At 72.3% G+C, this 11,914-nt stretch carries 9 protein-coding genes and 1 pseudogene; 3 read left to right on the forward strand and 7 right to left on the reverse strand.

Going from position 1 to position 11,914, the window contains the following annotated elements; translation table 11 throughout:
* Nucleotides 1–17 precede the first annotated feature (17 nt).
* On the reverse strand, nucleotides 18–1,541 hold the full coding sequence (locus OG252_RS33885; RefSeq protein ID WP_329340900.1) for a sensor histidine kinase: 1,524 nt from the start codon (nucleotides 1,539–1,541) through the stop codon (nucleotides 18–20).
* The gene (locus tag OG252_RS33890; RefSeq protein WP_329340902.1) at nucleotides 1,538–2,404 is read right to left on the reverse strand and encodes a response regulator transcription factor; all 867 of its coding nucleotides are present in this window, start codon (nucleotides 2,402–2,404) and stop codon (nucleotides 1,538–1,540) included. The genes OG252_RS33885 and OG252_RS33890 overlap by 4 nt, the downstream gene beginning before the upstream one ends.
* A 192-nt stretch (nucleotides 2,405–2,596) precedes the next feature.
* On the opposite strand from OG252_RS33890, the gene OG252_RS33895 reads away from it, so the two are divergent.
* Genes OG252_RS33895 through OG252_RS33905 form a run of 3 tightly spaced genes read left to right on the forward strand, consistent with a single transcriptional unit; the run spans nucleotide 2,597 to nucleotide 5,888 of the window.
* Entirely contained in the window at nucleotides 2,597–3,202 is a 606-nt protein-coding gene (locus tag OG252_RS33895) for a carbonic anhydrase (protein ID WP_266439801.1), read from the forward strand.
* Nucleotides 3,199–4,929, forward strand: coding sequence for a SulP family inorganic anion transporter (locus tag OG252_RS33900; protein ID WP_329340905.1), 1,731 nt, complete (start codon nucleotides 3,199–3,201; stop codon nucleotides 4,927–4,929). The genes OG252_RS33895 and OG252_RS33900 overlap by 4 nt, the downstream gene beginning before the upstream one ends.
* A 32-nt stretch (nucleotides 4,930–4,961) precedes the next feature.
* Complete coding sequence (locus tag OG252_RS33905) at nucleotides 4,962–5,888, forward strand: oxidoreductase (protein ID WP_329340907.1); 927 nt, start codon at nucleotides 4,962–4,964, stop codon at nucleotides 5,886–5,888.
* Nucleotides 5,889–5,897: 9 nt separating this feature from the next.
* Here OG252_RS33905 and OG252_RS33910 read toward each other — a convergent pair.
* The 5 genes and pseudogenes from OG252_RS33910 to OG252_RS33930 all read right to left on the reverse strand — a co-directional run.
* Nucleotides 5,898–6,320: pseudogene (locus tag OG252_RS33910) on the reverse strand (SDR family NAD(P)-dependent oxidoreductase); the annotation flags it as partial.
* Nucleotides 6,280–6,630, reverse strand: coding sequence for a nitrite reductase small subunit NirD (gene nirD / locus OG252_RS33915; protein ID WP_266439808.1), 351 nt, complete (start codon nucleotides 6,628–6,630; stop codon nucleotides 6,280–6,282). The gene nirD and the pseudogene OG252_RS33910, both read right to left, overlap by 41 nt.
* Nucleotides 6,627–9,257, reverse strand: coding sequence for a nitrite reductase large subunit NirB (gene nirB, locus OG252_RS33920; RefSeq protein WP_329340909.1), 2,631 nt, complete (start codon nucleotides 9,255–9,257; stop codon nucleotides 6,627–6,629). The genes nirD and nirB overlap by 4 nt, the downstream gene beginning before the upstream one ends.
* Nucleotides 9,257–10,471, reverse strand: a complete 1,215-nt coding sequence (locus tag OG252_RS33925; RefSeq protein WP_329340912.1) for an NAD(P)/FAD-dependent oxidoreductase — start codon at nucleotides 10,469–10,471, stop codon at nucleotides 9,257–9,259. Before OG252_RS33925 ends, nirB begins: the two co-directional genes overlap by 1 nt.
* A gap of 467 nt (nucleotides 10,472–10,938) precedes the next feature.
* Nucleotides 10,939–11,835 (reverse strand): NAD(P)-dependent oxidoreductase, encoded by an 897-nt coding sequence (locus tag OG252_RS33930; RefSeq protein WP_329340914.1) that lies wholly within the window; start codon nucleotides 11,833–11,835, stop codon nucleotides 10,939–10,941.
* Between the last annotated feature and the right edge of the window lie 79 nt (nucleotides 11,836–11,914).

The following is an 11,914-nucleotide window of genomic DNA, read 5'->3' on the forward strand; positions in this document are numbered from 1 at the left end:
TCGCGCGGTCACGGACCCTAGGTGCGCGGGGTGGAATCGCTGTGCACGGGCTGTGAAGCGGGGGCGCGGTGCAGATGACCAGCGACGTGCAGCGCCAGTACCTCGCGCCCGCCTCGCTGGACCCCCGACGCTGCCTCCGCCGACGGCAGCCGCACCACCGCGTCCACCCCGCCCGTCGCCGCCGCGCGCAGGCTCGCCTCGCCGCCGCTCGCGTGGGCGAGGCGCTGGACGAGGGCGAGGCCGAGGCCCGTGCCGCCCTTGGGGGCGCCCGGTGCGCGCCAGAAGCGGTCGAAGGCGCGGGCGCGTTGCTCGGCCGTCATGCCGGGGCCCTCGTCGGTGATGTGGAGGTCGACCCAGCAGGGGCGGGCGTCGCGCAGGGCGCGGCGGGGCGGGACGTGGAGGCGGAGCTCGATGGTGACGGTGGTGGCGGGCGGGGAGGCCCGCAGGGCGTTGGAGAGGAGGTTGTCCAGGATCTGCTCGACGGACCCCGGCAGGGCCAGCACCGGGCCCACGCTGCCCGCGAACAGGACCAGGGAGACTTTCTGCCGGTCGAAGAGCGGGGCCCAGGTGCGGTGGCGTTCCGCGCAGGCCTCGCCCACGTCGACCGGGCCGGGGGTGGCCGCGTGTTCCTCCAGCCGTGCCATCGCGAGCAGGCCCTCGACCATGCGGGAGAGCCGGTCGGTCTCGGTGACGGCGGCGGTGAGGCTGCCCCGGCCGCGGGCGGCGACATTCGGTTCCAGGTTCTCCAGGCGCAGGCGCAGGGCGGCGAGCGGGGTCTTGAGCTGGTGCGAGGCCTCGCCGGCGAACGCGTGCTGGGAGTCGAGGAGATGGGCGAGACGGGCGGCCGTACGGTTGAACGCGGCGGCCAGTCTGCGGACTTCGGGCGGGCCCTTGGTGACGGTCACCGGCTCCGCGCGGCCGCCCTCGGCCAACTCATGGGTCGCACGCTCCAGTTCGCGGATGGGGCGGCCCGTCCAGCGGGCGATGCCGAAGCCGACGAAGGTGACCGCGGTGAGGACCCCGAGTCCGCCCGCGGCGAGCAACATCCATACGTGGTGGACGCGTTCGTGCACCATCCGGGTCGGGACCGTGAGCCATACCGCACCCTTGGGCCGTACGCCCTGGCCCACGGGTGCGGCGACCGACAGGTACTCCACTCCGCCGATGGTGGAGGTGCGGACGTCCTCCGTGGAGCTGCCGTGCAGGGCTGCCGCGATCCCCGGGCGGGACATCAGCGCGCGGGACGCGTCGGCGCTCAGGGGGTGCGAGGTGGCGAGGGGCGCGCCCGTGTCGTCGACGACCACCACCTTGCCGCCGATGCGCTCGGCGCAGTGGGCCACTCGGGCGGGCAGGTCCCGCTCGGCGCGGCCGGCGGCGAGGGACAGCGCGGCGTACGCGGAGACCGACTCGGCCTCGTCCTTCGCCGCGTTGACCACCCGATCCCGCTCGCCCCGCGAGTACACGAAGCCGAGCGGTATCTCCAGGCAGAGCAGGACGAGCGCGGCGAGCGTGAGGTAGCTGAACAGGAGGCGGCGGGTCATGTCGGGCCCTGTTGGGGATCGTTCGGCTCCCCGTGCACCGACAGCCGGAAGCCGACGCCGCGAAGTGTCCGGATCCATGCCGGGTGGCCCAACTTCCGTCGTAGTGAGGCGACATGGACGTCGAGGGTCTTGGTCGGGCCCTCGTAGTGCGGGTCCCAGACCCGGTCGAGGATCTGCTGCCGGGAGTAGACCGCGCCCGGATCCTCGGTGAGCAGCGCCAGCAGCTCGAACTCCTTGGGGGTGAGCGCGACCTGGGTCTCGCCGACCCAGACCTGCCGGGTGCGGCGGTCGACGACGAGCGGGCCCGGGTCGGGCGAGGGGGCTGAGGCCGGGTCTGGGCCTGGACCTGGACCTGGGCTTGGACCTGGGGCTGAGACGGGTTGCTCGTACGACGGCGGCGGCACAGGTTCGTACGACGGGGCCGACGCGAAGTCGTACGACGGGCCCGGCGCGCGGTCGTACGACGGGACCGGCACCGTCTCCGCCACCGCCTGCGGCAGCTGCGTCCGCTGCGTCCGCCGGGTCACCGCCCGCACCCGTGCCACCAGCTCCCGCATGCTGAAAGGTTTCGCCAGATAGTCGTCGGCGCCCAGCTCCAGGCCCAGTACCCGGTCCGCCTCCTCCCCGCGGGCGCTGAGGATGACGATGGGGACGTCGGAGACCTGCCGGATGCCGCGGCAGACGTCGATGCCGTCCATGTCCGGCAGTCCGAGGTCGAGCAGGACGACATCGCCGTACGGGCCTCTCAGACCCTCGGTGCCGGTGGCGACGTGGTCGACCGTCAGCCCGAAGTGGCCGAGACCTTCGGCGAGCGGTTCGGCGATTGTCGCGTCGTCCTCGATGAGCAGCACTCGTAGGCCCATGCGTCCCGTCTCTCCGTGAATTCGCATTTCGCGCTCTGGAGTCGACACGTTACAAGATGACAGCGCTTGCACGGGGCCCCGACAAGAAATGTTCAATTCCTGTCCGCGCTCTGGCCGTTACTTAACCTTCCGCTGTTCCGTGCCCCTCTACGGTGTGGTGACCTGGCCGAACTTCCCATCGAGGAGGCATCGTTGAAGGCTCTTCTGGACCGTGCCCGCACGTTCACACAGCGGGTCGAATTCGAGCACGACGAATACCGGAAACTGGCCGAGGGGCAATATCCCGAGGCGCTCTTCATTACCTGCTCGGACTCTCGGGTGATACCCGCGCTCATTACGGGCGCCCGGCCCGGAGAGATATTCGAGCTGCGCAACGCGGGCAATATCGTGCCGTCGTACGGGCAGTACGGGGCCGGTGGTGAGGCGGCCACCATCGAGTACGCACTGGAGGTGCTGGGGGTTCAGGACGTGGTGGTGTGCGGTCACTCACACTGCGGGGCGATGGGCGCGCTGAAGTCCGGCGACGACCTGGCCGCGCTGCCCGGCGTGGGCGCCTGGCTGGAGGTGGCCCGCCCGGAGCTGGCTCCGACGCTCGCCGGCGCGTCCGACGATCCGGCGCTGTCCGAGGTGGCACAGCGCAACGTCGTCAACCAGCTGGCCGCGCTGCGGAGTCACCCGTCGGTGCGGCAGCGGCTGGACGCGGGCGGGCTGCGGCTGCACGGCTGGTACTACGAGGTCGACACCGGGCGGGTGTACGAGCTCGACGAGGACGGTCGTTTCCGGGTGCACGCCGGATGAGCGGGGTGCACGCGCGGGGCCGGGGTGGCGCCTTCCCCAAGTCCCCCGGCCCAAGGAGCACAGGTCCCAGGCCCACCGGCCCGAACGCGGGTCCCAAGCCCACCGGCCCGAAAGCCGACCTCGGCACCGAGATCACCGCCTCCCTCGTCGTCTTCCTCGTCGCCCTGCCCCTGTGCATCGGCGTCGCCGTCGCCTCGGGCGTCCCGGCCGAGCTGGGGATCATCTCCGGGGTGATCGGCGGGCTGGTGGTCGGCGCGGTCCGGGGCAGCACGCTCCAGGTCAGCGGGCCGGCCGCGGGGCTCGCCGCGCTGGTCGCGGAGACCGTCGCCGAGCACGGGGTGGCCATGCTCGGCGTGATCGTGCTGGGATCCGGGATCCTGCAGATCGTCCTCGGCGTCGTACGGCTGGGCCGGATGTTCCAGGCGATCTCCCTCGCCGTCGTCCAGGGCATGCTGGCCGGCATCGGCCTGCCGCTGATGTTCAGCCAGATGTATCCCATGGCCGACGGCAAGGCGCCCGGCACTCCGATCGAGAACATGGCCGGGATCCCGGGGCTGTTCGCCGACATCCTCACCGACCGGCAGGCGATGATCGCGACGCTGCTCGGGGTGGTCACCGTCGTGCTGAGCTTCGTGTGGAAGAAGGTGCCGGGGCCGGTCAAGAAGATCCCGGCCGCGCTGGTCGCCGTGGGCATCGGCATCGCGGTCGCCGCGCTGCCCGGCGTGGACGTGAAGACCCTCCAGGTCGGCAATCTGCTCGCCGCCGTGAGCGTGCCCGGCGGGGAGCAGTTCGCGGGGCTCGCCGACGCGGCGATCATCACGTCGATCCTCACCTTCACGGTCATCGCCTCCGCGGAGAGCCTGTTCACGGCGGCCGCGGTGGACCGTATGCACAGCGGTCCGCGCACCCGGTACAACACCGAACTCATCGCCCAGGGAGCCGGGAACACGGTCGCGGGCGTGCTCGGGGCGTTGCCCATCACGGCCGTCGTCGCGCGCAGTTCGGCGAACGTCCAGGCCGGCGCCAAGACCCGGCTGTCCCGGACCCTGCACGGCCTGTGGCTGCTCGCCTTCGCGCTGCTGCTGCCGCAGGTCCTGGCCCTGATCCCGATCTCGGTGCTGGCCGGAGTGCTGGTGCACAGCGGCTGGAAGCTGTTCGCGCCGGAGGAGTTCCCGAAGATGTGGCGCCAGGACCGGGGCGAGTTCGCGGTGATGACCCTCACCACGCTGGTCATCGTGGCGACCGCGCTGCTGGAGGGCGTACTCGTCGGGCTCGCCGCCGGGATCGTGCTGGCCGCGCTGCGGATGTCGCAGACCGTGATCCGCCAGCACCTCGACGAGGACACCGCCAAGGTCGTCATGGCCGGCAACGCGACCTTCCTGCGCCTGCCGAAGGTCATCGAGGCGCTGGAGGCCGCGGCGGCCTCGGGCAGGCCCCGCATCCGCCTGGACCTGACCGGCGTGACCCATCTGGACCACGCCTGCCGCAACCAGGTGGAGGAGTTCACGGCCCAGCAGCGGGGGAACGGCGTACGGGTGGAGCTCCTGATGCCGGGCCCGGCGAAGCAGCCGGCCACCGAGACCGCGCCCCGGACAGCCGAGACCGCGCCCTGGGCCCCCGAACCGGCGGCGTCCGCCCCAGGCCCCGGCCCCGGCGCCGAATGGTTCTACCTGGACACGCGGCCCCTCCCGGACGATTACCTGGAGCGCCCCCCGCTCGTAGGCTGAACCCGACCCCGTCACCGGAGGGAGGGTCGGCCATGGCCGGCTGGACCGAGAAGGACATCCCCGACCAGGACGGCCGTGTCGCCGTCGTCACCGGGGCCAACAGCGGCCTCGGGTACGTCACCGCGCGCGAGCTGGCCCGCCGGGGAGCCCGGGTGGTGCTCGCCTGCCGGAGCGAGGCGCGCGGCACCGAGGCCGGGGACCGGATCGCCACCGAAGTGCCGGGCGCCGAGGTGGAGTTCGGGCAGCTAGACCTCGGGGACCTCGCCTCCGTACGGCGGTTCGCGGCCGCCTTCCCGCATGACCGGCTCGACCTGCTCGTCAACAACGCGGGCGTGATGGCGCTGCCGTACGGGACGACCGCGGACGGGTTCGAGACGCAGTTCGGCGTCAACCACCTCGGGCACTTCGCGCTCACCGGGCTGCTGCTGCCCGCGCTGCTCGGCACGCCCGGGGCGCGTGTCGTGACCGTCTCCAGCACCATGCACTCGGTGGCCAACATCGACATCACGGACCTCAACAGCGAGCGCCGGTACCGGCGTTGGATCGCCTACGCCCGCTCCAAGACCGCCAACCTGCTCTTCACGCACGAACTCGCGCGCAGGCTCACGGCCCACGGCTCGGACCTCGTCGCGGTGGCGGCGCACCCCGGGTACGCCGCCACCAACCTCCAGACGGAGGGCGCCCGGATGTCCGGCCGCAAGGTGAGCGAGCGGTTCATGCAGATCGGCAACCGCTTCTTCGCCCAGTCCGCCGAGGCGGGCGCCCTGCCCACGCTCTACGCCGCGACCGCACCCGAGGTCCGCCCCGACTCCTTCACCGGGCCCTCGTTCGCCGGCTGGCGCGGCTCGCCCGCCGCGTCCTGGCGAGCACCGTGGACGCTCGACGACCGGGCGGGGGAACGGCTGTGGACCGCCTCGGAGGAGCTGACGGGTATGGCTTACGACCAGCTGAAGGAATGAGGATGTGCAGTCCTCCTCGGACAGCTCGGCCAGCGGGGCGCCGCCGCGGAAGACGCCCGCGTTGTTGACGGCCACGTCGAGCGAGCCGATGGGGGTCCCCCCGCTCGAGCGAAGCCGAGAGTGGGGGAGATCCACGGCGGCGGCCGCGAGGGCCTCCACGGCGGCGGCCGCGAGGGCCTCCACGGCGGCGGCCGCGAGGGCCTCCACGGCGGCGGCACGGGTGACGTCCGCGGTGACGGCCGGCGCCTTGCCGCCCGCAGCCTCGACGAGGCTCACCGTCTCGTCGAGCGGGCCCCGTCGCCGCCCTGCCACGACGACGTTCGCGCCCTCGGCGGCGAAGGCGAGGGCGACGGCCCGTCCGATGCCGGAGCCGGCGCCGGTCAAGAAGACGTCACGCGCTCCGCACCTCGTACGTCGCGATCCGCACCGAATCGTCGTCCAGGCACTGCCCCGACGCCAGGTCGAAGCGCTGCTTCAGCAGGGGTGAGGCGACGAAGGGCCGGCCCTGGTGGGAGCCGATCAGGCCGCGGGAGAGGACCGCCGCGCCGTTGAACGGGTCGCGGTTGTCGACGGCGTAGAGGGTGCCGGCGCGGTCGCGGAAGAGGGCGACCTGGTGGCCGTCGGGCAGCAGGGCGGCTACTCCGCGGCCCGGCAGCAGCATGGTCAGGTCGCAGACCGTGAACCAGCTGTCGGCCAGCCTCAGTTGGACCTTCAGGTCGGTCGTCTCGGGTGCCAGGGTCATCGCTGGGCGCTTCCTTCCAGGACGTCTGCCGGGTTCTCACTGGGGCGCATGCCGATGGACAGCAGAGGCAGGTCGGGCTTGATCTGGTCGCGCTCGGGGACGAAGCCGACGACCGGGTCCGGGGTGTCGGGCGCGTTCACGAAGGAGACGAACCGGGAGAGCTTCTCGGGGTCGTTGATGGTCGTCGCCCACTCGTCGCGGTAGTGCGACACGTGGTCCGCCATCAGGGACTCCAGCTCCTCGCAGATGCCGAGGGAGTCCTCCACCACCACGTCCCGGACGTGGTCCAGGCCGCCGGGGATCCGCTCCAGCCAGGTCGACGTGCGCTCCAGGCGGTCGGCGGTGCGGATGTAGAACATCAGGAACCGGTCGATCAGCTTGATCAGTTCGGCGTCGGTCAGGTCCTGGGCCAGCAGGTCCGCGTGGCGCGGGGTGGCGCCGCCGTTGCCGCCGACGTACAGGTTCCAGCCGTTGGAGGTGGCGATGATGCCGAAGTCCTTCGACTGGGCCTCCGCGCACTCGCGGGCGCAGCCCGACACCGCCGACTTGAGCTTGTGCGGGGAGCGCAGGCCCCGGTAGCGCAGCTCCAGGTCGATCGCCATGCGGACGGAGTCCTGGACGCCGTAGCGGCACCAGGTCTGGCCGACGCAGGACTTCACCGTGCGCAGGGCCTTGCCGTAGGCGTGGCCGGACTCGAAGCCGGCGTCCACCAGCCGGGCCCAGATCAGCGGGAGCTGCTCGACGCGGGCGCCGAACATGTCGATCCGCTGGCCGCCGGTGATCTTCGTGTAGAGGCCGAAGTCGCGGGCGATCTCACCGATGACGATCAGGCCCTCGGGGGTGATCTCGCCGCCGGGGATGCGGGGGACGACCGAGTACGAGCCGTTCTTCTGGAGGTTGGCGAGGAAGTGGTCGTTGCTGTCCTGCAGCGCCGCCTGCTCGCCCTCCAGGACGTAGTTGCTCGCGCCGATCGTCGGGGCGAGGGAGGCGATGATCGAGCCCACCGTCGGCTTGCAGATCTCGCAGCCGTCGCCGCCCTTGGCACCGTCGCGGCCGTAGCGGTCCAGGAGGTCCTGGTAGGTGTTGATGCGCAGGGCGAGGACGATCTCGTACAGCTCCTCGCGGGTCTGCGAGAAGCAGCCGCACAGGCCCTTGTCGACCTCGACGCCGCTGGCCTCCAGCTCGGCGGTGACCAGCTGGCCGAGGACCTTGACGCAGGAGCCGCAGCCCGTGCCGGCCTTGGTGCACTTCTTGACCTCGGGAACGGTCGTGCACTGGTGGTCGGTGACCGCGCCGCGGATCGTGCCCTTGGACACGTTGTGGCAGGAGCAGATGATCGCCTCGTCCGGCAGCGCGGACGGGCCGAGCTGGACGCTCTCACCGGATCCGGCGGGCAGGACCAGCGACTCGGGCGAGACCGGCGGGACCGACCCGGTGAACGCGCGCAGCGTGCCGTACGCCTCCGCGTCGCCGACCAGGATGCCGCCGAGCAGCGTGCCGTCGCGGCCGATGACCAGCTTCTTGTACAGGCCGGCGCGGGAGTCGGAGTAGACGACGTCGAGGCAGTCCTCGGTGGTGCCGTGCGCGTCGCCGAAGGACGCCACGTCCACGCCGAGCAGCTTCAGCTTGGTGGACAGGTCCGCGCCGGTGAAGGAGGCCTCGTCGGCGGCGATGGTCGCGGCGGCCGTCTCGGCCTGCTCGTAGCCGGGGGCGACCAGGCCGTACACCCGGCCGTCGGAGGCCAGCGCGCACTCGCCGATCGCGAAGACGTGCGGGTCGTTCACCGTGCGGCACTGCTCGTCGACGCTGATGCCGCCGCGCTCGCCGACCGTCAGACCGCTCTCGCGGGCCAGCTGGTCGCGGGGGCGGACACCGGCGGAGAACACCACCATGTCGGCGGCGAGTTCGGAGCCGTCGGACAGCTTCATGCCGGTGACCGCGCCGTCCTCGCCGACCACGATCTCCTGGGTGCCGACGCCGGTGTGGACGCTCAGACCCATGTCCGCGATGGTGCGCAGCAGCGCGGCGCCGCCGCCCTCGTCGACCTGCACCGGCATCAGGCGGGGCGCGAACTCCACGATGTGGGCGTTGAGCCCGAGGCCCTTGAGCGCGCCCGCGGCCTCCAGGCCGAGCAGACCGCCGCCGACCACCGCGCCCGTCGTCGCCCTGGACTTGGCGTACTCCTCGATGGCGAGGAGGTCCTCGATGGTGCGGTAGACGAAGCAGCCCTCGGCGTCCTTGTTGGGGACGGGCGGGACGAAGGGGTACGAGCCGGTGGCGAGGACCAGCACGTCGTAGTCGACGACCAGTCCCGAGCGGGCGGTCACCTTCTTCGCCTCGCGGTCGATCGTCTCCGCCGGGTCACCGACGTACAGCTCGATCCCGTGGTCGGCGATGAACCGCATGTCCGTCATGGACAGGTCCTCGGGCGTCTTGCCCGAGAAGTACGAGGTGAGCGCCACACGGTCGTACGCGGGACGCGGCTCCTCGCACAGCACGACCACGCGGTGCGTGGCGGTCAGGCCGCGCTCGGCGAGCGCTTCGAGGAAGCGCTGGCCGACCATGCCATGGCCGACGAGCACGATCGTGGGGCGGGGGCCGTTCCCCACAAGTGCGGTCGTGGACATCAGGAGCCTCCATCGTTGGTGAGCAGGTGGAGCAAGGGGGCACCGTCGGCGGGGAGCGGCTCTGCTCCCTCCCAGGCGCGGGCAAGAGCGCCGACGGTGCCCAGTTCGCCGACGAGGACCCCGCCGACCAGGCGGTCGTCGCGGACGACGACCTTGCGGTACGTGCCTCGGGTCGCGTCGGTGAGCTGCACGACGTCGTCACCGGGGAGTGCCTCGGTCTCGCCGAACGCGGCGAGGTCGAAGGCGGTCTGCCCGGTGAGGGTGAGTCGGGTCAGCGAACGGGTGCCGGTGTAGCGGGCGTTCGCCCGGCCGGCGAGCGACTCGGCCAGCACATCCGCCTGTTCGAGCGCGGGAGTGGCCAGTCCGTACACCGTGCCGTCGTGCTGTGCGCAGTCGCCGATCGCCCGGATGTGCGGGTCGGAGGTGCGCAGTTCGTCGTCGACCACGACGCCCTTGCGGACGTCGAGGCCGGAGATCTGGGCGAGGCCCACGCGCGGGTGGACCCCGCAGGCCAGGACCACGAGGTCGGCGTCGAGGGCGTACCCGTCGGACATCTCCACCGAGCGGACCGCGCCGCCGACGCAGCGCACGTCCCGGACCCGGCACTCGGTGTGGATCTCCACGCCGAGGTCGGTGAGGTGGCGCCGGACCAGCTTGGAGGCGGACGGGTCGAGCTGGCGCTCCATGAGCCGCTCGGACTGCTGGGCGAGGACGACCTGGGCGCCGCGCAGGGCGAGCGCACGGGCCGCGGACACACCGAGCAGCCCGCCGCCGATGACGACCGCCTTCACACCCGGCCGTACCGCCTTGGACAGGCCCAGGCAGTCGTCCATCGTGCGGAAGGCGTGGACGCCCTCGGGCAGCACGTGGTCGGGGCTGAACAGGCCGCGCAGGGGCGGGAGCACGGGGTTGGAGCCGGTGGCCAGGACCAGCGTGTCGTATGCGATCTTCGTGCCGTCCGCGCACTCAACGGTCCGCCCGGCCCGGTCGATGCCGGTGATCCGGGCGCGCGTCAGTTCCGCGGGCGCCGGGAGGGCGATCACGTCGGGGCTGTAGCGGCCGGCCAGCACTTCGGCGAGCAGGACCCGGTTGTAGGGCCGGTGCTCCTCCTCGCCGATGAGCGTCACGGGAACACCGAGCTCACCGAGCCGCCGGGCGAGACGGACGCCCGCGAGCCCGGCGCCGATCACCACCACACGCGTATTCGAGGTCATGCCTAGGAGCGTGCGGTGCCGGTGTTACCCGGCCGCATCACGTCTGTTTCCCGCGGGGAACGCTGCCCTCAGCGGGGGCGGGGGATGGGTGTGAGGGTTCGGGACGGGCGCCGGGGGTGCGCTGTGAGGCCCGGTACGGCGGGGACGGGCCGGGGGCGGCCGCATCCCCGGGGTCCGTGCAGTCGCCATCGTCTACGACCGGGGCCGGCCCGCGCCGGGAGCGGCGGGGTTTCACCAGCTCACGCGCGGGGGGACGGAGGAGGGGAGGTGCCCGGAACGTCCCGGTTCGGCCGCCAGGGCGCCGGCTCGCGGCAGGGCCGTCGTACGGATCCGGAGGCGGCCGGGGAAGCGGTTCGGCGCCGGAGAACCGGCGCCGAACCGCTTACGCGAGGCTCACCGAGCCCGTGGTGTGGCGTGCGTCCCACTGGCAGCCCGCCACCGCACGTGGCGTACGAGCAGGGGGTGGCCTAGGCGCTTTGTGCGGGCGCCAGCAGGTCGACGAGGCCTGTCGTGCCCTCGGCGCCGTGCCCGTCGGCGAGGCGCCGCTCCATCAGGTCCATGTACGGAGTCAGCAGCTCCGCGCTCACGCCCTGCTCCTCGGCCGTGCGCAGCAGGGTCGCGTTGGCCGCGACCTGCATGGCCAGGTTGGAGACGACGTCCTTGCCGTAGTCGCCGCTCTCCAGCTGGTCGGCCGCCTGGTGGGCCATGGGCGCCATCGCGGTGAGCCAGGACACGAGGAGCGGCGCGAAGTCCTTCGGGGCGATGTCCTCCGGGCGGATCAGCGCGAAGGCGTGCGTGATGCCCGCGAACATCCCCGTCATCGCGCTCAGCAGCGCCACGTCGTGCAGCGCCGCGAATCCCGGGTCCGCGCCGACGTAGGTGGTGCCGGCCGGGACGGCGAGGGTGGCCCGGTGCTCCTCGAAGAGGGCCGCGGAACCGCTGTAGAAGACGTACGCCCCGGAGCCCGCGGCACCGATCATCGGCGGTACGGCCATGATCCCGCCGTCCAGGAAGCGGGCCCCGCGAGCCTGTGCCCAAGTGGCGCGGGACCGTCCCTGTGCGGACGTCCCGGTGGTGAGGTTCACCAGGTCCCGGCCGGTCAGGTCGGCCCCGTCGAGGGCCTCGCCCACGGAGGCGTCGTCGAGGAGGCAGGCGACCACGAGCCGGCCCGCGGCCACCGCCTCGGCGGCACTCGCGGCGACGGTCGCACCCTCGGCGGCCAGGGCCTCGGCGCGGGCGGGGGTGCGGTTCCAGACGGTGACGGGATGCCCGGCGGCGAGCCAGGCGCGGGCGAGGGCGGTGCCCATGGCTCCGGTGCCGAGGAGGGTGACGGGAGTACGAGAGGCAACTGCGTTGTCAGTCATGGAAGTTAGGCTCGACGAGGTGAACATCCTGCTCAAGTACGCACTTCGGAGTGGGTGGTTACCGGTGGGAAAGGGTCCA

It is taken from the genome of Streptomyces sp. NBC_01352 (genome assembly GCF_036237295.1).
In the GTDB taxonomy this organism is placed as follows: Bacteria; Actinomycetota; Actinomycetes; order Streptomycetales; family Streptomycetaceae; genus Streptomyces; species Streptomyces plumbiresistens.